This is a genomic window from Amphritea japonica ATCC BAA-1530 (genome assembly GCF_016592435.1).
In the GTDB taxonomy this organism is placed as follows: domain Bacteria; phylum Pseudomonadota; class Gammaproteobacteria; order Pseudomonadales; family Balneatricaceae; genus Amphritea; species Amphritea japonica.
Genome location: NZ_AP014545.1, coordinates 1170244 through 1194319 on the forward strand (window position 1 = coordinate 1170244; position 24076 = coordinate 1194319).

18 protein-coding genes are annotated in these 24076 nt (G+C 47.6%); 13 read left to right on the top strand and 5 right to left on the bottom strand.

Annotated features, from left to right (window positions below):
- Window positions 1-55: 55 nt before the first annotated feature.
- Window positions 56-1714, top strand: coding sequence for a 2-isopropylmalate synthase (gene leuA / locus AMJAP_RS05400; RefSeq protein ID WP_019622056.1), 1659 nt, complete (start codon window positions 56-58; stop codon window positions 1712-1714).
- Between the two features lie 69 nt (window positions 1715-1783).
- On the opposite strand, the gene AMJAP_RS05405 is transcribed toward leuA, so the two are convergent.
- Together AMJAP_RS05405 and AMJAP_RS05410 are read right to left on the bottom strand one after the other, a co-directional pair.
- Complete coding sequence (locus tag AMJAP_RS05405) at window positions 1784-2731, bottom strand: carbon-nitrogen hydrolase family protein (RefSeq protein WP_019622057.1); 948 nt, start codon at window positions 2729-2731, stop codon at window positions 1784-1786.
- A 78-nt stretch (window positions 2732-2809) separates the two neighbouring features.
- Entirely contained in the window at window positions 2810-3244 is a 435-nt protein-coding gene (locus tag AMJAP_RS05410; RefSeq protein ID WP_019622058.1) for a GFA family protein, read from the bottom strand.
- Window positions 3245-3375: 131 nt separating this feature from the next.
- On the opposite strand from AMJAP_RS05410, the gene AMJAP_RS05415 reads away from it, so the two are divergent.
- Window positions 3376-4062 (top strand): winged helix-turn-helix transcriptional regulator, encoded by a 687-nt coding sequence (locus AMJAP_RS05415; protein ID WP_019622059.1) that lies wholly within the window; start codon window positions 3376-3378, stop codon window positions 4060-4062.
- Window positions 4063-4131: 69 nt separating this feature from the next.
- Here AMJAP_RS05415 and AMJAP_RS05420 read toward each other — a convergent pair whose 3' ends face one another.
- Window positions 4132-5427 (bottom strand): DEAD/DEAH box helicase, encoded by a 1296-nt coding sequence (locus AMJAP_RS05420; protein WP_019622060.1) that lies wholly within the window; start codon window positions 5425-5427, stop codon window positions 4132-4134.
- Between the two features lie 270 nt (window positions 5428-5697).
- On the opposite strand from AMJAP_RS05420, the gene rapA reads away from it, so the two are divergent.
- The 11 genes from rapA (at window position 5698) to AMJAP_RS05475 (ending at window position 22412) form a co-directional block, all read left to right on the top strand.
- Window positions 5698-8571, top strand: a complete 2874-nt coding sequence (rapA, locus tag AMJAP_RS05425) for an RNA polymerase-associated protein RapA (RefSeq protein WP_019622061.1) — start codon at window positions 5698-5700, stop codon at window positions 8569-8571.
- Between the two features lie 75 nt (window positions 8572-8646).
- Entirely contained in the window at window positions 8647-9975 is a 1329-nt protein-coding gene (locus tag AMJAP_RS05430) for a DEAD/DEAH box helicase (protein ID WP_019622062.1), read from the top strand.
- Between the two features lie 133 nt (window positions 9976-10108).
- The gene (locus AMJAP_RS05435) at window positions 10109-10414 is read left to right on the top strand and encodes a c-type cytochrome (protein ID WP_019622063.1); all 306 of its coding nucleotides are present in this window, start codon (window positions 10109-10111) and stop codon (window positions 10412-10414) included.
- A 180-nt stretch (window positions 10415-10594) separates the two neighbouring features.
- Entirely contained in the window at window positions 10595-13573 is a 2979-nt protein-coding gene (locus tag AMJAP_RS05440) for an EAL domain-containing protein (protein WP_019622064.1), read from the top strand.
- 341 nt (window positions 13574-13914) lie between these two features.
- Entirely contained in the window at window positions 13915-14313 is a 399-nt protein-coding gene (locus tag AMJAP_RS05445) for a copper-binding protein (protein ID WP_156815208.1), read from the top strand.
- 103 nt (window positions 14314-14416) lie between these two features.
- A complete protein-coding gene (gene nosR, locus AMJAP_RS05450; protein ID WP_040404545.1) occupies window positions 14417-16594 on the top strand; it encodes a transcriptional regulator NosR in 2178 nt (725 codons plus the stop codon).
- 53 nt (window positions 16595-16647) lie between these two features.
- Window positions 16648-18558 (top strand): TAT-dependent nitrous-oxide reductase, encoded by a 1911-nt coding sequence (gene nosZ / locus AMJAP_RS05455; protein WP_019622067.1) that lies wholly within the window; start codon window positions 16648-16650, stop codon window positions 18556-18558.
- Between the two features lie 171 nt (window positions 18559-18729).
- Window positions 18730-20073 (top strand): nitrous oxide reductase family maturation protein NosD, encoded by a 1344-nt coding sequence (locus tag AMJAP_RS05460; protein WP_019622068.1) that lies wholly within the window; start codon window positions 18730-18732, stop codon window positions 20071-20073.
- A 1-nt stretch (window position 20074) separates the two neighbouring features.
- Window positions 20075-21019: an ABC transporter ATP-binding protein gene (locus tag AMJAP_RS05465; protein ID WP_019622069.1), complete on the top strand. Its 945-nt coding sequence runs from the start codon at window positions 20075-20077 to the stop codon at window positions 21017-21019.
- A complete protein-coding gene (locus AMJAP_RS05470) occupies window positions 21016-21840 on the top strand; it encodes an ABC transporter permease (protein ID WP_019622070.1) in 825 nt (274 codons plus the stop codon). Before AMJAP_RS05465 ends, AMJAP_RS05470 begins: the two co-directional genes overlap by 4 nt.
- The gene (locus AMJAP_RS05475; RefSeq protein WP_019622071.1) at window positions 21840-22412 is read left to right on the top strand and encodes a nitrous oxide reductase accessory protein NosL; all 573 of its coding nucleotides are present in this window, start codon (window positions 21840-21842) and stop codon (window positions 22410-22412) included. Before AMJAP_RS05470 ends, AMJAP_RS05475 begins: the two co-directional genes overlap by 1 nt.
- Window positions 22413-22454: 42 nt before the next feature.
- Here AMJAP_RS05475 and AMJAP_RS05480 read toward each other — a convergent pair whose 3' ends face one another.
- Both AMJAP_RS05480 and AMJAP_RS05485 read right to left on the bottom strand, forming a co-directional pair.
- Window positions 22455-23528 carry a PA2778 family cysteine peptidase gene (locus AMJAP_RS05480; protein ID WP_201356412.1) on the bottom strand — a complete coding sequence of 358 codons (1074 nt, stop codon included), beginning with the start codon at window positions 23526-23528 and terminating at the stop codon, window positions 22455-22457.
- On the bottom strand, window positions 23485-23892 hold the full coding sequence (locus tag AMJAP_RS05485) for a PA2779 family protein (RefSeq protein WP_019622073.1): 408 nt from the start codon (window positions 23890-23892) through the stop codon (window positions 23485-23487). The genes AMJAP_RS05480 and AMJAP_RS05485 overlap by 44 nt, the downstream gene beginning before the upstream one ends.
- Between the last annotated feature and the right edge of the window lie 184 nt (window positions 23893-24076).

Below are 24076 nucleotides of genomic sequence, written 5' to 3' on the forward strand. Positions count from 1 at the left end.
TTTATATTGGTTAATAAATTTACTGCCAAAGGCAGATATCCAGTAGGACAACGCTATGTTTGACCATCGTAAATACAGTGCATTTGAACCGATCCGTTTGACCGACCGTACCTGGCCAGACAAAGCCCTGACGCAAGCACCTGACTGGTGCAGTGTAGATCTGCGTGATGGTAATCAGGCACTGGTTAATCCGATGAGTGTTGAACAGAAGACTCGCCTGTTTGATCTGCTGGTTAAGCTGGGTTTTAAAGAGATTGAAGTGGGTTTTCCTTCAGCCTCTAAACCTGACTTTGATTTTGTACGTAAGTTGGTGGATGAAAAAAGAATTCCAGATGATGTCACCATTCAGGTGCTGACCCAGGCCCGTGAAGACCTGATTAAGCGTACCTATGAAGCGATGGCTGGCGTAAAAAAGGCAACGATTCATGTTTATAACTCGACCTCTACTGTGCAGCGTGAACAGGTATTTGGTCAGTCCTGTGATGGCATTAAAGCGATAGCGGTTCAGGGAGCTAAGTGGGTTCAGCAATATGCGGTACACCACCCTGATACTCAGTGGTCTTTTCAGTATTCGCCGGAAAGTTTTAGCGGCACCGAGATGGATTACGCCATTGAAGTTTGTGATGCGGTGATCGACCAATGGCAACCCGAAGGTGGTCGTGACATCATTATTAACCTGCCAGCAACGGTGGAGATGTCTTCTCCGCACCTGTTTGCTGATCAGGTAGAATATTTCTGTCGTAATCTGAGGAATCGACAGTATGTGCGAGTGAGTCTGCACACCCACAACGATCGAGGCTGTGCGGTAGCTGCTGCGGAGTTGGGTATACTGGCTGGCGCTGACCGGGTTGAGGGCACGCTGATGGGTAATGGTGAGCGTACCGGTAATATGGATGTGATAACTATGGGTATGAATTTGTATTCCCAGGGGATTGATCCGAAGCTGGATTTCTCCGACATCATTGAAATTAATGAGGTGGTGGAAAGCTGCACCGGAATACCGGTTGGGGTCCGTCATCCCTGGGCTGGCGAGTTGGTGTATACCGCTTTCTCTGGTAGTCACCAAGATGCGATTCGTAAGTCAGTGAACTATCACACAGAACATAAGAAAGCCCATTGGGATGTTGCCTATCTGCCAATTGATCCACGGGATATCGGCCGTGAGTATGAAGCAGTGGTGCGGATTAACTCCCAGAGTGGTAAAGGTGGCGTGGCACTGGTGTTGGAGCGGGACTACGATATCAGCCTGCCAAAGTGGATGCACTTCCCTTTGAGCCGCGTTGTTCAGGGCGCTGCTGAGCAGAGTGGTATTGAGGTCTCTCCAACCAATATAAAGCGTCTGTTTGAAGAACACTTTGTGTCAGTTGTCTCCCAGTGGCAGCTGCATGACTACGATCTTCATGCAGAGGGTCAGCATGTTAGCGCCGGATTTAAAATCGGTGAGCAACAGATTAGTGGGGAAGGCGCCGGTGCGTTAGAAGCCCTTTGTGCGGCTTTGACAACCGGTTATCAGTGTCAGATAGAAGTCATTCAGTTTGATCAGCATGCGATAAGTGGGGGAACTGATGCTAATGCTCAGGCCTGTATCGCGGTGCAGATTAATGGCGAAGAATACTGCGCTGTTGCGGTGGCTGAAGATACTTCAGCTGCAGCTCTTCAGGCGATGCTAACCGCATTTAGTCGTTGTGGTATCGAAGCTGTTCAGGCTGCATGATATCTTCTTCTGATAAGAAAGCCCGGCATTGAACTGCCGGGCTTTTTTATTCTATAAAGAAATACAACTTCAGTTAGTATTGTCAGTGAAAGTTACGGGTGGCATTACACGGCGATCTATCTCTAAGTGGAAGATATCAGGGCGATTATAGTGGCCCGTCACATCGAGGGCTTTGCGTGATTCCCCCGCTGCTTCGATATCAATAGTGGAAAATAACACACCTTTTTCATTGTGAAGTGGTCCGGCGACGACGCCACCAAAAGGTTTCACTACAACCGCGTCACCAGGGTTAATCCATTCGTCTGGTTGAAATAAACGATCCCGCTCAGGAAAGGTATCGGGAATATCACTGCCTTGCATCGCCGTAGCGGTACTTAATACCCAGCAGCCGCCTTCACGGGCAATATGGTTCATTGAGGCTATCCAGGTATCGCCGCTGTCCCAGGTGGGTGCTATATAGATATCGATATCCTGAGCGAACAGACCGTACCGTGCCAGAGGCATATAATTTTCCCAGCATATTAAGCTGCCGATTCGCCCTACCGGTGTATCAACCACGCGCAGGCCGCTGCCGTCGCCAAAGCCCCAGACCATCCGTTCAGGGTTGGTGGGCATTATTTTTCGATGGCGGTTCAATATTGTGCCATCCGTGCCTATGACTACGACGGTATTAAATAGCGTCGACCCGCTGAAGGTGGAATCGATCTCGTTCATGCCTATCACTACAACCTGATTGTATTTGGCGGCTGCTTCGCAAATTGGATCCAGATCTCCTTTAGAAATATCAACCGCATTATTGCGTAACAAGGTATGAAGCTGATTACCCAGAGGCATATCTCCGCCGGGCTTAAGTCGCCATATCCAGGTGGGATAACCCGGGAGAAATGCTTCGGGAAATACGAGTAGTTGGGTGTCTTGTGCTGCGACCTCTTCAATTGTATTTACGGCTTGTGCGATCGATGCTTTTAGGTCTAAGAGAACGGGTGGTTTTTGTGAAATTGCTACGTTGATATCCATGAGGTTTACTCCACTTCAGGCGTAATCGTGTCTGGGCCATCGGGGTTGTTATTTTTTGTTGTCTGATTTGCTCTGGTTTTATTCGGGGACTAGATCACCGGAACCTCCAGCTTCGGCGGGGAGATCTTTCATCTTTGGTAATCCATCGGCCATTGGCTGTACGGACTCCTGATAATGCACATGCAAGGCGGGTTTAAAGCTAAGCTCAGGAATAATGGCGGCAGGTACATCGATGACGCCCATCTCTGGATGCTCCGTAAACAGATGTCCACCGCAGGTGCGACACCATTTGCGAATACTGCCGGGTGTTTTTTTATAACTGCCAATCTGATCTTTGCCCTGTGTTATCTGCAGGGTTTCGGGGTTCCATAAGGTGAAGGCACTTACGGGCCCAGCAGACCAGTGGCGGCAGGAATCACAATGACAATAGGCCATAAGAACCGGTTGAGTTGTGACGCTGAAGTTAACTGCTCCGCAGAAGCAACTTCCCTGATATTGCTGTTCAATATTCATAATGAATCCTCTGTGCTTTAAGGATGTGTGTGCCTTAAGTACAGCAGAGGGTCTATAGTTTGTTTAGTACAGAAATCGTACCTTAAGCTACGAAAACCGTAGTGGCACGCAAGTGATGACAGGATTCTTATATGAAAGGTTACGGACAGTTTTGCCCAATAGCGAAGGCTTGTGAGGCGTTAGGGGAGCGTTGGACGCTACTGTTGATACGTGAGCTGTTGTGCGGCAGTCGTCGGTACAATGACTTTAAACGGGGTTTACCATTAATATCCCCAACCATGTTGTCTCAGCGGCTTAACGTATTGCAAGACAGAGGACTGGTTGAACTCAAGCGCTCTGAAGATAATAAAAGCAGAGAATATCACCTTACTCAGGCAGGCCTTGAATTAGAACCGATTGTCATGGGGTTAGGAGAGTGGGGCGCGCGCTGGATACGCAGCCAGATGTCAGATGACGACCTGAGTGTGGAGCTATTGATGTGGGATATGCGCCGCACGATTAACTGCTCGGCTCTACCAATAACACGCACAGTCTTGCACTTTGAATTTAAAGATCTGGATAAAACCTATAAGCACTGGTGGATGCTGGCTGAAAACAATGAGATCGATCTTTGTGTGGATGACCCGGGCTTCGATGCCGACCTGCACTTTGTAAGCGATCTGCGAACCATGACCGAAATCTGGTTAGGGGATACGTCGGTATCGCAAGCTGAAGCTGTCGGTAAGTTAGCAATGAAGGGAAGCTCGCAATTGATTCGACATTTACCGGAGTGGTTTATGTTTAGCGGTTTTGCAAATGTTGTCAGAGGGGTGGCATAAAAAAAACCGCTTACAGGAAGCGGCTTTTTTTGCAGTTTTGTACTCAACCGAGAGCAGTCATCAATATGACTACTTCGGCGCTTTCGGGCCCCGACCTACTCGTTTCTTAGGTCCTTTTTTCTGAGAAGAGGCTTTCTTAGCTGCAGCTTTCTTTATCGCTTTTTTGTTCTTTACTTTGGGCTTCTTGGCCTTAGGTTTACCGCTACCTTTACCCGGTTCAGGTTTTTTCGGAGCCAGACCTGGGAAGGTTATTCGGGGGATTTTTTCGCCGATGAAACGCTCGATCTTACCCAGTGTCGACCAGTCCAGCGGTTCTACAATTGACCATACAGTGCCTTTCGCGCCATCACGGCCTGAACGTCCTGAGCGGTGTACGTAGCTATCTGCTTTCATCGGTAGATAGAGGTTAATTACGTGAGTCAGGTCGGGCAGATCTAAGCCCCGGCCGACAACGTCAGTGGCGATGATCAGTTTAATGCGTCCACGACGCATCTCTTTGATCCGCTGATTCCGCTCACTCTGGCGCATATCGCCGTGCAGGCCATAACATTGCATACCGCCACTGCGAACAATCTCTACCCATTGCTCGACCTGTTTGCGACTATTTACAAAGATGATGCCCTGTTTCAGTTCCGGCTGATGGATCAGCGCTTTTACCAGGTACTCTTTGTGTTGCTCATTATCAGCCCGGTAAACAAACTGCTCGATATTGGATGGAATATGACGAGGTTGCTCTACAGCTACAATCTGTGAATCTTCATTCAAGAGATCAGTAGCGAACTGCTGGATTTTTTCCCCTTCGAGGGTGGCGGAAAACATCAGCGTCTGGCGTTCCAGCGGCAATACATCAGCGATCTGTTTGATATCGTGTATAAAGCCCAGATCGAGCATCCGATCGGCTTCATCGATGATCAACATATCAACCAGAGACAGATCCAACCATTCCTGAGCATTCAGTTCAAGCAAACGCCCCGGCGTGGCAACCATAATATCAATCGGTTCAGCCAACATGCCTTTCTGCATGCCAAAAGGGACACCGCCGACAATAAGGCAGCTTTTGATACGGTTGTTCTGGGTCTGCAGTTCGACAACCTGGTGGATCTGTTTTGCCAGTTCCCGGGTTGGGGTGAGTATCAGTATTTGCGGAGCGCTGCTGCGATCGGGCTCTGCATCGAAAATTTTCTGCAGGGCGGGCAATACAAAGGCAAGGGTTTTACCGGTTCCAGTCGGAGCTGAAGCCAGAAGGTCAACGCCTTCCAGTGCGACAGGAATGGCCTGTTCCTGGATTGGGCGGGGGCTGAGGAAGTTGTTGTCAGCTAATGGGCCCAGTATTTCCAGATCCAGATTTAGGTCGATAAAGAACATCGAAGGGTACTCACAGATTTAAAGGCGCAAGCATACCTTATTTTTGCTCTGTCGGATATTTAGGAAGGGGGTCGATTAGCCTGTTTCAAGGGACTATTTATATAATATTTTGCCTTATTGATGACGGATTGCGATTGCGCCTTGAGGTGGGCGTTCACAACGCCTATCATGCCGCCCATATCGGCCACTATTTGCGATGAACTGATAATCGTTAAGAATGTCGTCTATAGTGATTAAAGTTGTTGTTTCTGTCTGTTTGAGAGCTGTCTTTTGTCTGAATTTATTCCCGGCCAACGCTGGATCAGTAATACCGAATCAAGTCTGGGGCTAGGGTTAGTGACTAGCATTTCTAACCGCCGTGTTGAAATCCTGTTTCCTGCCGTTGGGGAGGAGCGTACTTACGCTGACGATAATGCTCCCTTAAGCCGAGTTATCTACCCGGTTGGGGAGCATGTTCGCAACGCTTCAGGGTTGAAGCTGAAGATCACCGCGTTTCAGGAACTGAATGGCTACATTGTCTATCAGGCTGAAGATGAAACCGGTGAATTAAGTGTGCTTGAAGAGAAGGATCTGGATAGCTCGGTGCATTTCAGTAAGCCTCATGATCGTTTATTCGCCGGACAGGTGGATAAGCTGAGTCGCTTTCAGTTGAGAGTTGAAACCCTTAAGCATCAGTTTACTCACCTGCAATCCGAAAGCTATGGTCTGCTGGGCCCTCGTGTGCAGTTACTGCCACATCAGCTTTATATCGCTCATCAGGTGGCGCGTCGTTATGCCCCACGGGTTCTGTTAGCGGATGAAGTAGGCTTGGGTAAGACGATTGAAGCGGGTCTTGTTCTGCACCAGCAATTAGTCAGTGGCAAAGTTTCAAGAGCATTAATAGTGGTACCAGACAGCCTGATACATCAGTGGCTGATCGAGATGCTACGCCGCTTCAATCTGCGCTTTACGATTTTGGATGAACTGCGTTGTGAAGCACTGGAACTGTCGGATGAAGGGGTTAACCCGTTCGAGACCGCCCAGTTGGTACTCTGTAATCTTTCATTTCTTAAATCCAGCCCTGAACGTTTGGTACAGGCTCTGGATGCTGGCTGGGATATGCTGGTGGTGGATGAAGCCCATCATCTGGTCTGGTCTGAAGAGGAATCCAGCCCTGAATATATCTGTATCGAAGCACTGGCCCGGGAAGTTAAAGGTCTGCTGTTGTTAACGGCAACGCCTGAACAGCTGGGTGTGGACAGCCATTTTGCCCGCTTACGTCTGTTAGATCCCGATCGCTATTACAGTCTGGCTCAGTTCCGTGATGAGGAAACGGGTTATCAGCCGGTGAGTAAACTGGTAGAACAACTGCTGGCAGAAGATGCGCGGGAGCAGCTGAAAGATGCCCCGGAGATATTTTCTCAACTAGGCAGCTATCTGGGAGAAGAGGTCGCCCACGAACTTCAGCAGGAGCTTGAAAACGACTCGCTTGATCAAGCCATTACAGATGCTGTTGATAGCTTGCTGGACCATCACGGCACCGGTCGGGTGTTGTTCCGTAACACCCGTGATGGGATGACTGGTTTCCCACAAAGAGTGCTGCATAGTTATCCACTGCCGGGTCCTGATTTTTATTTAGAAAGCGAACAGCAGCTATTAGATCAAGCGGATCTTGAAGAGCGTCTTCATCCGGAACTGATTTTGGCTGATCGCTGGCTGGAAGCCGACCCACGAGTTGAGTGGCTGGTGGACTGGCTTAAAGATAATCGTGATCTTAAAGCGCTGGTTATATGCGCCAATGCGGCAACAGCTAAATCATTAGAAGAACATCTGCGTCTTTATGAAGGCGTACGCTCGGCGGTCTTCCATGAAGGGATGACTCTGGTTAATCGTGACCGTGCGGCGGCTTATTTTGCCGATGAAGATGAGAGTGCTCAGGTACTGATCTGTTCTGAGATCGGCAGTGAGGGGCGTAACTTCCAGTTTGCCAGTGATCTGGTGCTGTTTGATCTGCCTCTCAATCCTGATCTGTTGGAACAGCGAATTGGTCGCTTGGATCGTATCGGTCAGCGCAATGATGTTCAGATTCACGTGCCGCATTATGAGTTTAGTGCTCAAGCGGTGCTGTTAGATTGGTTCCACCGAGGCCTCAACTGTTTTGAACGGGCCTGCCCGGTAGGACAGGTATTGTTTGATCAGTTCCTGGAAGAGCTTATTCCGGCGCTATTTGAAGAGTTTGATGAAGTACATGTCGAGGAACTGATAACGGCTACCCGTAAAGAAGCTGATCGTCTATTAGATGAGCTGCAGCAGGGTCGTGACCGGTTACTTGAATTGAATTCCTGTAACCCTGCTAAGGCGGATCTGATCGCTGAAAGCATGGAAGTGACGGGTAACAGTATTGAGCTGAGTCGCTACATGGAGAAGATGTTCGATCAGTTCGGTGTCGAGCAACAAGTTCACGGCAGCAACAGTATCATCCTCAGTCCGGGTGATCATATGCATTACGACAGTCTGCCGGGGTTACCGGCTGAGGGTATGACGGCAACCTATAGCCGGACGCTGGCACTGGGTCGTGAAGACATGCAGTTCCTTACCTGGGAGCATCCTCTGGTGATGGGTACGATGGATATTGTTACCGAGGGTGATTTTGGTAATACAGCGGTGTGTTCGATTAAGTTACCACCGTTAAAGCCCGGTACACTATTGCTAGAGTCTATCTATACACTGCATTGTGCAGCACCGAAAAAAATTCAGATACAACGTTATCTGCCCCAGACGCTGAGCCGGATAGTCGTGGATACTAATGGAACAGACTTGAGCGCCATTCTGACGGAAGCGCATATTAATAACCTGGCTGAACGGGTTGGTCGTCGTCAGTCGGTTGAGATTGTGAAGCATACCCGTTCTGAGATTAGTTCGATGGTGGATCGAGTTGAAGCGATTGCTGAAACTCAATTACCTGCGATGCTGAGCGAAGCCCAACAGAAAGTGCAGACATTGCTGGGTGTGGAGCAGGACAGACTCAAAGCGCTGGCGCAGGTGAATCCGAATATCCGTCAGGAAGAGATCGACTATCTGGCGCAAACCCGGAGTGATCTTGAACAGTACCTTGAGAGCGCTACCATGAAGCTGGATGCGGTGAGAGTCATTATCGCAACTTGATTCTGCTATGATTGTTCGTCTCACGCAGATATTCAAATGAAATGAGTTAACAGCTAGTCAAAACCGGAGCAGATTTTGTCCAACGCGGAAAACTTTAACGACCTGGGGCTGGACCCCCGGCTCAGCCCCATTCTTGATCATCAGGGCATTACTGAGCCGACGGAGATTCAGGCGCTGGCAATACCTACAGCGATGGCCGGGCATGACCTGATTGCGTCATCGAAAACAGGCTCCGGTAAAACACTGGCGTACCTGCTGCCGACGATGCAGCGTTTGATGCGTAAGAAAGCACTGAATAAACGGGACCCCCGCGTACTGATTCTGGCACCAACCCGCGAGCTGGCTAAACAGGTTTACGCTCAGCTTCGCAGTCTGGTCAGTGGAACGACCTATAAAGCGGCATTGGTTTTGGGGGGCGAAAACTTTAATGATCAGGCTAAAGCTTTGGCCAAAGATCCTCATGTTGTCGTCGCGACACCCGGGCGTTTGGTTAATCATCTGGATGAGCGTTCGCTTTTTCTGGAAGGGCTTGAGCTGCTCATTTTAGATGAAGCGGATCGAATGCTCGATCTTGGATTTGCCGCTGAATTGACCCGGATTAATCAGACGGCCAGTCACCGTTTACGTCAGACACTGATGTTTTCAGCCACACTGGAACATGCTGCGGTCAATAGTATGGCTGTGAAACTGTTGAAAGCGCCTAAACGTATTGCTATTGGTGCGGCCAATGCAGAACATGCAGATATTGAAAAACGTTTCTATCTGTCTGATCACCTGGATCACAAACAGGCTTTGTTGGAGAAGGTCCTCGAGACTGAAACTTATCAACAGGTGATTATCTTTACTGCGACCCGGTCGGATACCGATAGGTTGTCGCAACTGTTGACCGGTCAGGGGCTGAAAACAGCTGCGCTGAGTGGAGAGATGAGTCAGGCTGACAGAAACAAAATAATGGACAGCTTTAGCCGGGGTCAACAACAGGTGCTTATTACGACCGATGTGGCTTCTCGCGGGCTGGATCTTTTGCAGGTTTCACTGGTGGTGAACTTTGATATGCCTAAACAGGCAGAAGAGTATGTTCACCGGATCGGTCGTACTGGTCGTGCGGGGGCGAAAGGTGTAGCGGTTTCCCTGGTTGGACCGAAAGACTGGGAGGCTTTTAAGCGGGTTGAGAGCTTCTTGCAACAACCGATTAATTTTAGTGAACTTCAAGGTTTAAAAGCGAAGTTCAAAGGACTTAAACCTGCGCCTGTAAAATCCGCTGATAAAGCGGCTAAAAATACAGCCAAAGCGCGTCCAAAGCGAGTTGTTAAAGCGCCACAGGATCGTAAGAATCGCCGTAAGGCGAATCGGGAGATCGTCTCAGACGATGGCATGGCTCCCTTGAAAAAGAAAAAACTTTGATCAATGCCCTGAGTATCATTAAAAACCAGCCAACAGGCTGTTTTTTTCACCTCCCAAACTGATGACTGATAGCTTTGTAATACACCAGACACCCTGCTTAAAATAGGGTTAATACATTCGTGGGGGTTTAAAAATGAAAAAATTTAGTGGTATTTTGTTTGCTGCCTGTGCATTTACTTTCTCTGCACCTATGGTTCAGGCTGATGGCGCAGCTGTATTTCAAACTTGTGTTGAGTGCCATGGTGCTAATGCAGAGAAAGCTGCGATGGGCAAGTCTCAGGTGATAAAGGGATGGTCGTCTTCTCAGGTTGTTGACGCGTTGACTGGCTATAAAGCGGGGACTTATGGTGGCCCTATGAAAGCCCTGATGAAGGTTCAGGTAGATAAATTAGATGAGTCTTCTATTCAGGCTGTGGCTGATTACATAGCTGGCTTATAATTCTAGGAATAGCAATAACCGGTGTAGGCCGGTTATTGCTGTTTTTTTAGCTTCTACGCCTACTAAAGTGACATGTTTCATCTATTCTTAATATATCGACTAGAGAGATTGATGGCGACGTAGCTACATGATTTAACTGTTTTTTTGGGTCTGAAAAGTCATAAGTGACTGGAGATAAGGATGTTACGAGTACCCTTCAGGGCCGGGACCTTTTTATTATTTATAGTCAGCTGTCTCTTAACGATAGCGGCTTCTGCTGCAGACTCTTCCTGGCGTTCGCAAAATCTTTCCTCTGACGAAATTACCTGGCTTGAACAACATCCTCGCTTAAAATTAGGTATTGATCGTTCTTTTTATCCATATGAATGGATTGATGAAAAAGGGCGTTACACGGGTATAGCGGCTGACTTCATGCGTTTGTTAGAGCAGCGGCTGGAGGTTAAGTTTGTCCCGGTTACTGATAAAACTTCCTGGGGGGAGGTACTAACCGCCGCAAAAGCGGGTGAGTATGATTTGCTACCTTGTGTTGTGCAGACCGCAGACAGGCTTGAATACCTCAATTTTACAACACCCTATCTATCTAGTTCTGAAGTAATCATTAGTGAACAGGCACGGGGGTATATTGGCACTCTCGATAAGCTCAATGGAAAGCGGGTGGCGATTCATAAAGGCCATTTTACTAATGAGCTGCTGCGCCGTGACTATCCTGAAATTACGATCGTCAATACCTCTTCAATTCAGGAAGCTCTGCGTTTAGTTGAAGACGGAAGTGTCGAAGCTTTTGTTGGAGACGCAACGGCTGCTAATTATGTAATGAAACAGAAGGGGATTCTCAACTTAAGTTTTTCCGGCCATACAGACTATAAGAGCGAATTTCGACTTGGAGTACCACAGAATACTCCTCAGCTATTAAGTATTATGCAGAAAGCCCTTGATAGTATTACTGAAGCAGAGCATCAGCAGATATTTGATCAATGGAGTGATCTGGAAATTCCCAAGGGTATTGCGCAGGATACAATATTTAAAGCAGGAGCCATTTTAGCTCTATTGTTTATTTTCTTTCTTTATTGGAATTATCGATTACGGAGGTCTGAAGCGGCCCATAAACTAAGTGAACAACGCTTTAAAAACCTGGTTGATACAACCGATGGCGTCGTATGGGAAGCGGATATCCGTGCTGATACATTTACCTATATCAGCGAAAATGTGGAACGTATTCTTGGGTATTCTGTGAATGAATGGCTACAGCCGCATTTCTGGCCTAAATATATTCACCCGGAAGACCGTCAGTGGGCAGTGGATTTTTGTCAGAAAGAAACCTGTAAACTGAAAGATCATGAGTTTGAATATCGTTATATTACCGCTCAGGGCGAGACTGTCTGGATCCGGGATATGGTCAGCGTCGTAACCGAAGAGGGCAAACCTCGGTGGCTGCGCGGGTTAATGCTGAATATTACGGACCAGAAGACGGCAGAGATGCTGGTTCGACAAAGTGAGTCTCGCTTTCGAGAGTTGATTGAAAGCCTGCCGGCTATCGCTGTACAGGGCTATGATAAGAACCGCCGGGTTATTTATTGGAATGATGCCAGTGAAATGCTCTATGGTTTTAGTCGTGAAGATGCTCGGGGTCAGCTTCTTGAAGATCTGATTATTCCTGATTACATGCGCCATGATGTGATAGAAGCGCATCGGCTATGGGTAGAAGAACATCAGGCGATTCCTCCGGCGGAATTAGAGTTATTGCATAAAGACGGTAGCCTGGTGCCTGTTTTTAGCAGCCATGTAATGCTGCAGTCGGAACATGATTCAGAAGAGATGTACTGTATCGATGTTAGCCTGTTAGAGCAGAAGCAAGCCTACGCTGAACTCACCCGTATCGCGCATTATGACGAATTAACCGAACTGCCTAATCGAAGAACCTTTACTGACCGTTTACGACAGATGATGAAGCGAGCAGACAGAGAAGGTCGACAGGTTGCGGTTATGATGCTGGATCTGGATCGCTTTAAAGAAGTTAATGATACTCTGGGTCATGATCATGGTGACTTGCTACTTCAGGAAGCAGCATTGAGGTTAAAGTCTTGTGTTCGATCGACGGATACAGTGGCTAGATTGGGCGGTGATGAGTTTCTGGTTATTCTTGATGAGATTGGCAATGTCTCGGTTGTGGATAGGATCGCCTTAAATATGCTTCAGAAGATGAGAGAACCTTTTCTTCTTAACGATCATCGGTCTTTTGTATCGGCGAGCGTTGGTATCACACTTTATCCCAGTGATGCGATGACACTGGAAGCGTTATTAAAAAATGCCGACCAGGCGATGTACGCAGCCAAAGATAAGGGGCGAAACAGGTATCATTATTTTACCCTTGAAATGGAAGCAGCTGCCCAGCGTCGCAGACATATGCTTAATGAGTTGAGGGATGCAACAATCCAGCAGCAGTTGGAGTTGTACTATCAACCGGTGATTGATCTCAGGGACAACTCATTGGTCAAGGCGGAAGCGTTGTTGCGGTGGAATCATCCGAAAGGTCAAATTCCGCCGATGGAGTTTATTCCTCTGGCAGAAGAGACCGGCTTGATTGTTGAGATCGGTAACTGGGTCTTCGCCGAAGTCTTTCGACAGGCCGCAGTATGGAAATCACATTATAAAACAGATCTGCAAATCTGTATTAATACATCGCCCGCACAGTATAAAGATGAACAGGGCTGTTTACCGGGTTGGCTTGGCAACCTTAGGGGTGAAGAGGCGGCTTCGGTCAATCTTTGTGTTGAGATTACTGAAACCCTGCTGATGGAAGCCGGGGATGAGGTGACCAACAGGCTGATGCAATTCCGGGATCAGGGTATAGAGGTTGCGCTTGATGATTTTGGTACTGGTTATTCATCACTGGCTTATTTGAAACAGTTTGATATCGATTACCTGAAAATTGACAAGAGTTTTGTCAGTAATCTAAAACCAAACTCGAGTGACCTGGTGCTTTGCGAAGCGATTATTGTGATGGCGCATACCCTGGGCATAAAAGTGATTGCCGAGGGTGTGGAAACTGAAGAGCAGAAGCTGTTGCTGATGGAGGTTGGATGTGACTTTGGCCAGGGCTATCTGTTTAGTCGCCCCATACCAGCACAAGCGTTTGCAGAGCGTTGGCTTGAATCTTAAGTAAGTGATTTCTCAGAGTAAGCCGTTCACTTATATTTTATAACCACGTTAGCATCGGTAACCTGCTACCACCTGATTAAACCTCTCTTCTGATTCAATATGCCGTACTGGCGTTTTGGCTTTTTATTACCATACTTAATTCTGAATCTGTATATCCGCGCTGCTAAATCAGTTGACTCGTTTTAGCGGGAATACTTTTGTCATAGTGCAGGGTGATACCACCCACTACATCTGTTTGTAAATTTTCCAGATTGATAATTATCAAGGGGCGCAGGGAATGACCTTGTTATTATCTTGGTGCGACAAATTGTCGCACCTATTATCTGGTGTAGGAGTTCGTAGTGAAATTAATAATGACAGGGATAGTGCGAGCCTTGGCTACTGTAGTGATGGTTGCCGGTTTAATCAGTATCGCCACAGCGGCAACTGATATGCAGCATCAGTCAGGTCAACACAGTGAGAGTAAGCACGCGACAATGCATCACGCGATGAAAGCTGACTCTGCAATGCAGGGAGAAGTTGTCGTTGACGGTGTTGTGAAACGGGTTCTTACAGACTCAAAGCAGATCATTGTGCAGCACCAGCCTATACCGCAGTGGAATATGTCAGCGATGCAGATGAAATTTGATCTGGCTGACGGTCTGTTAGTTTCAGATTTTAAAGTAGATCAGGAGATCCACTTTCGTCTGGGGCATAAGAATATGATGAAATTTACGATTCTAGAGCTCGTCATGGAATAAAGTCAGTATCAGGGAGCGTGCTGGTGACAGATGTATGTTTCTGTTGAATATTGTAGACATCGCTACGTCTCAACCTGCTTCGAATGTAAGTGTGGTAGTAACAATGAAATCGTTTTACAGTTTTTTCCGAAAGCCTTTCCTTATCCTGCTGTGGTTAATGGTAGTTGGCCTTTTTTCGCCCGTTTCAATGGCGATGGTACCAGTCACTGATGCGCAAAAGCTTGAGACCATAGCGCGCGCGTTTCCTGAAATGACATCAATCGAAGAGAAGCAACAGATTGCCGATGGAAAGCTTCTTGCCTGGAGCGCCTATAAGGGCGAAGAAATTCTGGGTTACGGTTTTGAAACGGATGATGTAACTAAAATTCCTGCTTATTCCGGTAAACCAGTCAATACGCTGGTTGCGATGGATATCGATGGAAAAATTCGCGCAACCCGTGTTCTGGAACATCATGAGCCTATTTTGTTGGTGGGGATTCCGGAACAGAAACTGTTTGATTTCGTTGCCGCCTACGAAGGCTTAAGTGTTACCGATAAGGTTCGCGTCGGTGCAGGTAATAACAAAGATGTACTTAACGTCGATGTAGTAGCGGGTGCGACCGTTACGGTGATGGTCGTAAACGAAGGCATTATGCGTTCGGCACGTAAATTCGCTCAAATTATGGGTATCGCTGGCTTATCTGAAGTGGCTAAGATCCCCAAAGCGCTCATAAAGCCTGATACGTTTGCAAAAGCTGACTGGGAAACGCTTACCGGAGATGGTTCTGTACGTCGCCTGATGCTGGTGGAAGGTGATATTGATAAAGCCTTTGAAGGCACCGCCGCTGCGACTAAAGGGCATCATGGTGAAGGCCGTAAGCAGCGTATGTTCATTGATATGTACTATGCGCCGTTGAATATACCCAGTATTGGTCGTAACTTGCTGGGCGATGATCAGTACAAATGGTTAATGGGTGAGCTGGGCGAAGGTGATCAGGCGCTGGCAGTGATGGGTGAAGGCCAGTATTCGTTTAAAGGCAATGGCTATGTACGGGGCGGTATCTTTGATCGAACTCAACTGCAGCAAGCGGGCAAAGCAATAAGTTTTCATGATACTGATTATTACCGTTTAGATGATGTGTATATCGAGGGCTTTCCGGGCTTCCGTGAGATGGCGATATTCATTGTTCGTAATCAGTATGATTTTGATCTGGGTACCCCCTGGCAGTTGGAACTGCTGGTACGCCGTCAGGTTGGCGCACTGGACAGTATTTTTACCAGCTTCAATGGCGATTACCTGACACCTGAAAAATATCTGGATCGTCCTGAGCCTGTTGTTGAGCCAGAGCCCGAACCGCTGTGGGTTTCAATATGGAAAGAGCGTGCATTTCAAATCATCGTCCTGACGGTTGCGCTGGCGATACTCTTTGTTGTGATCTTTATTCAGGATGTATTGGTGCGTTACCCTCGCCTGATGCACGGCATTCGCCGGGCATATCTGGTATTTACGGTCTTTTTTATCGGCTGGTACACCTTAGGGCAGTTGTCCGTCGTCAATGTGTTTACCTTTATGCATGCGCTTCAAGGGGATTTTCAGTGGAGCCTGTTCCTGCTTGATCCCATGCTCTTTATCCTCTGGGGCTTCACGGCGATGACTATGTTGCTCTGGGGGCGAGGTATCTTCTGCGGCTGGTTGTGCCCGTTTGGTGCGGCACAGGAGCTGATCAACGAATTGGCCCGTAAGCTAAAGATTAAGCAGTATGATCTGCCATTCGCGGTGCATGAACGCCTCTGGGCACTGAAGTATGTGATTTTGTTAGGCTTGTTTGCCATTTCACTTGAATCTCTGTCACAAGCCGAGCGTTTTGCTGAGATTGAGCCCTTTAAAACGACTTTCCTACTTAAATTCCAGCGTGACTGGGGATACGTGTTCTACGCGGTATTCCTCCTGGTGATCAATATATTCACTCGTAAAGTGTACTGCCGTTATATCTGCCCACTGGGTGCAGCGTTGGCGATTCCTGCCCGCCTGCGCTTGTTTGATTGGCTTAAGCGCCGCAAAGAGTGTGGTCAGCCCTGTAAGGTTTGTGCAAATGAATGTGAAATTCAGGCGATCCATCCGGATGGCAGTATCAATGCCAATGAATGCCATCAGTGTCTGGATTGCCAGGTGACTTATTACCGGGATGACAAATGTCCTCCGCTGGTACAGAAAAAACGTAAGCGAACAAAGCAAGAAGCTGCATTGAGTAAAATTCCGGCAGTGCAAATTGACGACCTGACAGTTAAGTCAGGCGCCTAAATAAAACACCGCCTCGTCATAAGGCCGGGCGTATTTTTGTGGAGATCAAAACCATGATAGATCCTAAGGACAAGAACCTTCCTGTGATCGATACTGAAGATTCACAAGCAAGCGAGCATGTGAAACTCAGCCGTCGTTTATTCCTGGGTGGCTCTGCTGCTCTGGTGGGTGGTGCCGCGGCAATGGGTGCAACAATGGGTGGCGCACTGATGCCATCGGTAGCCCATGCATCGACTGATGCTAAACACACGGTAGGACCCGGTGAACTGGATGAGTACTACGGTTTCTGGAGTGGTGGTCATCAGGGTGAGGTACGTGTTTTAGGCCTGCCTTCTATGCGCGAACTGATGCGTATTCCCGTTTTCAACGTAGACAGTGCAACGGGTTGGGGTCTGACTAACGAGTCGAAAGAAGTTCTGGGTGAAAATGCACCTCTGAACGGTGACTGCCATCACCCACACATGTCTATGACCGACGGTCAGTACGACGGTAAGTACATCTTCATCAACGATAAGGCCAACACCCGTGTTGCCCGTATCCGTGGTGATATCATGAAGACTGATAAGATCACGACAGTGCCTAACTGTCAGGCGATCCACGGTCTGCGTGTACAGAAAGTACCTTACACTAAGTATATCTTTGCTAACGCTGAATTCCGTATGCCGCACCCTAATAACGGCCTGAATATGGATGATGTGGAAGGTTACTACACTATGTTTAACGGTCTGGATGCTGAGTCCATGGACGTTGCATGGCAGGTAATCGTAGACGGTAACCTGGATAACACCGATGCTGACTACACAGGTAAGTATGCGTTCTCTACCTGTTACAACTCTGAAGGTGCAATTGACCTTCCGGGCTCTATGCGTAATGAGCGTGACCACTTGGTTATCTTCAACATTGAGCGTATCGAAGCGGCAGTAAAAGCAGGTAAGTTTATCACTCTGCCTGGTTCTGATGTGCCGGTAGTCGATGGCCGTAAAGGTTCTGAACTGACCCGTTATGTACCAGTGCCTAAGAACCCACACGGTATTAACACTGCACCTGGTGGTAAGTACGCAGTTGCTAACGGTAAGCTGTCTCCAACAGTGACTGTTTTTGAACTGGCTAAGTTTGATGAGTTGTTTGCCGATAAAATTCAGCCACGTGATACGGTTGTTGCAGAAGTTGAGCTGGGTCTTGGACCTCTACACACGGCCTTTGATGGTCGTGGTAACGCTTTCACTACTTTGTTCATCGACAGCCAGGTATGTAAGTGGGATGTTGAAAAAGCGATCCGTTTCTACAACGGTGAAAAAGTGGATTACATCCTCCAGAAGCTGGATGTGCACTACCAGCCAGGACACAACCATACCACTATGGGTGAAACCCGTGATGCGGATGGTCAGTACCTGGTATCTCTACAGAAATTCTCTAAAGACCGTTTCCTGAAGTGTGGTCCGCTGCATGCCGAGAACGATCAGCTGATCGATATCTCCGGCGACGAAATGAAGCTGATACACGATGGGCCTGCGTTCGCTGAACCACATGACTGTATGATGGTTCACCGTTCTAAGGTTAAGACTCGTAAGCTATACGACCGTAAGGATCCTACCTTTGCAACGACTGTTGCTATGGCGAAGAAAGACGGTATTACGCTTGAAACAGATAGTAAGGTTATCCGTGACGGAAACAAGGTCCGTGTTTACATGACCTCGGTTGCGCCTAACTACGGTCTGAATGAGTTTACCGTTAAGCAGGGTGATGAAGTAACGGTTATTATCACTAACCTGGATGAGATCGAAGATGTAAGTCACGGTTTCTGTATGGTAAACCACGGTGCACAGATGGAGATCAGCCCACAGCAGACTGCGTCTATTACTTTTAAAGCAGACCAGGTGGGAGTACATTGGTACTACTGTAACTGGTTCTGTCATGCGCTTCATATGGAGATGCGTGGTCGTATGTTGGTTGAACCAGCTTAACGACTCTATTTTGGCTGAAAAGCTAAGTGCGACGGGTGTTACAGGGTTCGTCAAAAAGATTAATAAGCCATAGAGCTTAAATCGATGAACTGCTGTGATACCTTATTAACCCGGTCCTGCAATGTTTAATACAGAGCAGGACCGGGTCTTCTCTTTGTACAGGGTGCTTCTATGAGTTCGCTATTCGCTCGGTTAGGTTATCTGCTGTGCATAAGCTTTGCTCTTTCTGCTCAGGCGGAAACCATCAATGTTAACCCGACAGATAATCTGCAATTGGTACTGGATAGTTCACAGTCCGGAGATCAGATTATGCTGGCTAAAGGGGTGTATCAAGGCAACTTTATTGTTTCCCACGCCGTTGAGTTAACGGGTGAAGTTGGAGCCGTGATTGATGGACAAAATAAAGACCATACGCTGTTAATCAATTCAGCGGATGTCTATATTCATAATTTGAGAATTCAGAACTGGGGTGTTGATCTCACTGATCTGGATTCTGGTATTTTTGTTTCCCGTTCCGCAGCGAATACCCGTATTGAACATAATTACCTGCAGGGCGGTGGTTTTGGCATCTGGGTGGATGCATCCCCGGATGTTAAAATTGTTGCGAATAAAGTTGAGGGTGATTTGAATATGCGATCATCCGATCGCGGCAACGGTATCCACCTTTACAATGTAAAAGGGGCTTTAGCTAAAGACAACGAGGTATGGCACACCCGTGATGGCATCTACATCGACACCAGTAATGGTAACGAGCTGATTGGTAATCATCTACATGACCTGCGTTACGGTGTGCACTACATGTATTCCTACCATAATTTGGTCAAAGATAATTTCACCCGGAATACCCGTACAGGTTATGCACTAATGCAATCCAAATACCTGACAGTGATCGGTAATCGCTCTAAAAATGATGCCAATTACGGCATTCTGATGAATTACATTACTAACTCGACGCTGAAAAATAATCGCGTAGAAGGGGTGCAGAATAACCGTAACCCGCACATGCAACAGTCGACCAACCTGGCAGGCCTGGAAGGTAAGGCGTTGTTTATCTATAACTCGCTGTTTAATGAAATTCGTGACAATTTATTTGCTGAAAGTGATATGGGAATCCACCTGACAGCGGGGTCTGAGGATAATGTGCTCAGTGGTAATGCCTTTGTCAGTAATAAAGAACAGGTTAAATATGTTGCCACCCGTACTCAGGATTGGTCAGATAAAGGTGTCGGTAATTTCTGGAGTGATTACTTAGGCTGGGACATGGATGGCGATGGTATAGGCGATGTTGAATATGAGCCCAATGACAGTGTCGATCGCTTGTTATGGAAATTTCCGTCTGCAAAATTGTTATTAAATAGTCCGGCAGTAGAAACACTTCGTTGGGTGCAGCGTCAGTTCCCTATTTTAAAATCACCCGGTGTAGTCGACAGCCATCCGTTGATGGCGATACCCGATTCGTTTGACCGTTCCGGTAGCCAGCTAGAAGCGGCGGCGGGGCAGGTAGCAGAGAATTGATATGAATGACACGATGAATATTGTTGAATTAGAGCAGGTTGAGAAACGCTATCAGGGTGTTACTGCTTTGAATAAACTCAATCTGGAAATACGTCAGGGTGAAGTATTAGGGCTGTTTGGCCACAATGGGGCCGGAAAAACCACCACTATTAAATTGATACTTGGGTTGATAGGCGCCTCTTCTGGTCAGGTGAAGGTCTTTGGTGAAGACCCAACGCAGTCTGAAGCACGTAATCTGCGGCGTAAACTGGGATTTTTGCAAGAGAATGTAAGCTTCTATGACCAGCTAACCGGGCTGGAAGTGCTGCAGTATTTTGCCCGTCTCAAGGGAGTGTCTAAAAAGAGCTGTTTAAGTTTGTTAGAACAGGTGGGCTTAAGTCAGGCGGGTAAGCGTCGGGTAAAAACTTATTCGAAGGGGATGCGTCAGCGTCTTGGTCTGGCGCAGGCATTGTTAGGCGAACCGAAGCTATTGCTGCTGGATGAGCCTACGGTCGGGTTGGACCCTATCGCAACCCAGGATTTCTACAGACGTATTGAAATTCTGAAACAGCAGGGTTGCACCGTTATTTTGTGTTCACATGTTCTTCCCGGCGTAGAAAAGTATATCGATCGGGCGCTTATATTGGGGCAGGGTAATTTACTGGCTGAGGGGAGTATTAACGACCTGCGTCACCAGGCCTCACTGCCGGCGACTTTTCATCTTCAGGGGCGCGATCTGACACTACCGGATCACTGGGCAGACAAAGCATCTCAGGATGAACGGGGTGTCCGGCTGGATATTGAGTTAAAGGATAAAATGTTGGCGATGCAACAGCTGGTTGGTTTACAGGGACTGGAGAACATGGATATTCACCTGCCTTCACTTGAAGACCTCTATACCCACTTTATTGAATCGCACAATGGCGCTGGTTCTGCAATGAATGTGACTCAGGAGGCCGCCCAATGAGTGCTATTTTAACGGTGGCCAATAAAGAATTTCGTGATGGTCTGCGTAATCGCTGGGTACTGTCGATCTGTATTATTTTCTCAGTACTGGCGATTGGTCTGGCCTATTTTGGTGCGGCAGCAGCGGGTAAAGTGGGTTTTACATCGTTGTCGTCAACGATTGTGAGTTTAGCCAGTCTGGCAGTCTTTATTATTCCATTGATCGCATTGATGCTGGCCTATGATGGCGTGGTAGGTGAAGATGAGAACGGTACATTGTTGTTATTGATGACATACCCCTTATCCCGATGGCAGTTATTGTTGGGGAAAATGGTAGGTCAGAGCGCAGTGATGGCGTTTTCAACTCTGATTGGGTTTGGTTCTTCAGCGATCATGATGGGGGTATTCTCCGATACAGCCTGGGCTGAATTAATTGGCCCCTATACGGTGTTTATCTTCTCCTCGATGCTCTTGGGTTGGATCTTTATCGCTATTGCGTATGTGATCAGTGCTTCGGTATCTGAGAAGTCGAAAGCGGCAGGTGTCGCTTTAATTACCTGGTTTGTTTTTGTCTTGGTATTTGATCTGGGCTTGCTGGGAATGCTGGTGGGTACCCAGGGTAATGTTGATGAGACAATGTTTCCTTACTTGTTGCTATTGAACCCGACTGATATTTTCAGGTTGGTCAATATAACGTATTTTGCAGATCAGAATTTGACTGGGTTAATGGCTATTGCGCAGCAGACACAGTTTTCCACGCTGTCCCTTTTGGGTGGGATGTTAGTCTGGTTAGCGTTGCCAGTGACCCTGGCGATGGCAATTTTCAATCGCAGGGGACTGTAATGTCAGAGCAATTTGTTCACCTCCGTACAATCAAGTCACTACTGGGCGGTGTGTTTCTGTTTTTATCATTCGCGCTGTTACAAGGTTGTGGGGAAGAGACTGAGAAGACCGCCATGGTGCGGCAGGCTATCGCGATAGAAAGCAGTGACGAATGTCATATGTGCGGGATGATTATTACCAATTTTCCTGGCCCTAAAGGGCAGCTGTATTCACGGGGTATCAGTGGCAATATGCGCTTCTGCTCGACCCGGGATATGTTTGCCTTTATCGTTGATCCGGAAAATCAGCACAACATTCAGGAGGCCTATGTACACGATATGGCAGTCACTCCCTGGGACCATCCGGATGATGAAACCTACATTGATGCGAAAAAAGCATTCTACGTGATCGGTCATGGAAAAAAAGGTGCGATGGGGCCAACCCTGGCAAGCTTTTCAACTCAAGCCGATGCGGACGCTTTTGTTAGCTCTGAAGGGGGAAGTGTATATCGGTTTGAACAGATTACCCTGGAGCTGTTAGTTAGCATGAACAGCTTGCGGGTGAAGCCATCGTTACCACAAACGTCTGAGTGAGTTTAGCCTGATGCGTCGAGCCAGGGCTGTTTCGGTTTGAGATTATTCTGACGTGATGCAGATGGGTAGTTCGCAGTTCTTAGCAGTGTTTTTTTGCCCTGAAATGCTGCTAAGTTCAGCCAAACTGTTCTGATAGTTAGCCTGATCAGGCGCTATTGAAATAGCGCAGCGGACAGACTTGAGAGCAGCTTCAATACAGCCTGTTTGCATCAGGGCATAGCTTAAGTTATTCCAGCCAGCTTCAGGGGCAACACTCTTTTCAATATAACGAATGTAATAATCGACGGCTGAGTTATATTCTTGCCTGGCATAGCTGATATTGCCAAGTCCCATCAGTGCTGCGGTATTGCGGGGCCATCTTTTTAGCGTAGTTTGATAAGCTTCGAATGCTGATGTTGTCAATGTGGCGTTGTTTACACCCAGTTGTTCCAGTGTATTTGCGGCTTTAACATAGCGTTGCTGATCTACTGTCGCAGGAAACCTGTTTGTGGGCAGTATCACTCTGGCCCAGTTGTTGGCTCTGTTCCAGGTTTTCAAAAACAGGGATAGATCAGTAGGGTAGCGTTTATCGGGGCCCGAGCGGAGATATATCTGCTGTGCGTCCAGATCATAGCCGATGGCAACTGCAAAGTGCCATTGGGGAAACCAGCTAAACCCCAGATTCTGCATCACCAGCACTGGATGTCCTGCGTCCAGTTCTCTTAGTATAAATTTCAGTTGTGGCTCAAGTGGATAGACAATCAGCCCATATTGGCGTGCTTTTGCCTCCAGTTCGATGGCCAGAGTGCCTTGTTTATCGGGAATATAAAGGTAGGGGCGTAATGCTTCCGGACGAACTGAAATGTTGTTATACGCGAGCATCGTGGCTAAAGATGCAGGGCCGCACTGGTTATCCTGCTGTGGAAAATGGGCTAATCCCTGAAGCTCTGCGGCGGTGCTGAGGGTGTGATCAGTTAGTAACGCGTCAACGAGAACCGGGTTGCTGCTACAGCCAGCTACCAACAGCGTTGAGAAAAGTATGACGGTCGGTAGCAGTGGCGCAGATATTCGTTTGATCAGTGGCACTGCCAATTTAACGATTAATACAGCGAACAAAGCTGAACAGGTTAGTGGCACAAAGCATATCAGTGATAACGAAGACGACAAAAACCAGCCCCACCAGCCCAAGAACGCCTTCACCGGCGGGTTGAGAAGCTAAGTTCGCGTTAAGTTGGCTGATCTCGTCCGGTGTCAGGCTGGCAATTCGTTGTTCTAGCTCTTGCTTATCAACGCCCATATCAGCCAGTTGCTGCTGTAGTTCCTTCGATTCCAGTTTTTGTAATAGATCGCTTTTAGTATATTGCTGGTGCTCTGTCTGAATAATGCTATCTGTGGATATCATCGCCGCGTTGACGGTGAGACTTTGGAAGCTCATGGTCAGTAGTAAGGCGATAAGGAACCTGCCTATCCATGTCTGCCTTCGAATATTTTGTAACATCATAATACTGACCTCTGTTTAAGTGCTCCGCTGGTGAGCAGAGAGACTGTGATTGAAGTGCGCTTTGTGATTTAAACCGAAGTGGATTCCAGATTTAAACGGGTAGATTAAAGCTGAGAACTATTAATGGATTTTAACAGTGTAGTCGAAACGAGCGGATGTGGCGGCGGAAGCGACAAACAATAAA

What these genes read in the sequence shown, in the direction of transcription:
- leuA (WP_019622056.1), top strand. Translation starts at nt 56, where the DNA reads ATGTTTGACCATCGTAAATACAGTGCATTTGAACCGATCCGTTTGACC.
- AMJAP_RS05405 (WP_019622057.1), bottom strand. Translation starts at nt 2,731, where the DNA reads ATGGATATCAACGTAGCAATTTCACAAAAACCACCCGTTCTCTTAGAC.
- AMJAP_RS05410 (WP_019622058.1), bottom strand. Translation starts at nt 3,244, where the DNA reads ATGAATATTGAACAGCAATATCAGGGAAGTTGCTTCTGCGGAGCAGTT.
- AMJAP_RS05415 (WP_019622059.1), top strand. Translation starts at nt 3,376, where the DNA reads ATGAAAGGTTACGGACAGTTTTGCCCAATAGCGAAGGCTTGTGAGGCG.
- AMJAP_RS05420 (WP_019622060.1), bottom strand. Translation starts at nt 5,427, where the DNA reads ATGTTCTTTATCGACCTAAATCTGGATCTGGAAATACTGGGCCCATTA.
- AMJAP_RS05435 (WP_019622063.1), top strand. Translation starts at nt 10,109, where the DNA reads ATGAAAAAATTTAGTGGTATTTTGTTTGCTGCCTGTGCATTTACTTTC.
- AMJAP_RS05440 (WP_019622064.1), top strand. Translation starts at nt 10,595, where the DNA reads ATGTTACGAGTACCCTTCAGGGCCGGGACCTTTTTATTATTTATAGTC.
- nosR (WP_040404545.1), top strand. Translation starts at nt 14,417, where the DNA reads ATGAAATCGTTTTACAGTTTTTTCCGAAAGCCTTTCCTTATCCTGCTG.
- nosZ (WP_019622067.1), top strand. Translation starts at nt 16,648, where the DNA reads ATGATAGATCCTAAGGACAAGAACCTTCCTGTGATCGATACTGAAGAT.
- AMJAP_RS05460 (WP_019622068.1), top strand. Translation starts at nt 18,730, where the DNA reads ATGAGTTCGCTATTCGCTCGGTTAGGTTATCTGCTGTGCATAAGCTTT.
- AMJAP_RS05465 (WP_019622069.1), top strand. Translation starts at nt 20,075, where the DNA reads ATGAATGACACGATGAATATTGTTGAATTAGAGCAGGTTGAGAAACGC.
- AMJAP_RS05470 (WP_019622070.1), top strand. Translation starts at nt 21,016, where the DNA reads ATGAGTGCTATTTTAACGGTGGCCAATAAAGAATTTCGTGATGGTCTG.
- AMJAP_RS05475 (WP_019622071.1), top strand. Translation starts at nt 21,840, where the DNA reads ATGTCAGAGCAATTTGTTCACCTCCGTACAATCAAGTCACTACTGGGC.
- AMJAP_RS05485 (WP_019622073.1), bottom strand. Translation starts at nt 23,892, where the DNA reads ATGATGTTACAAAATATTCGAAGGCAGACATGGATAGGCAGGTTCCTT.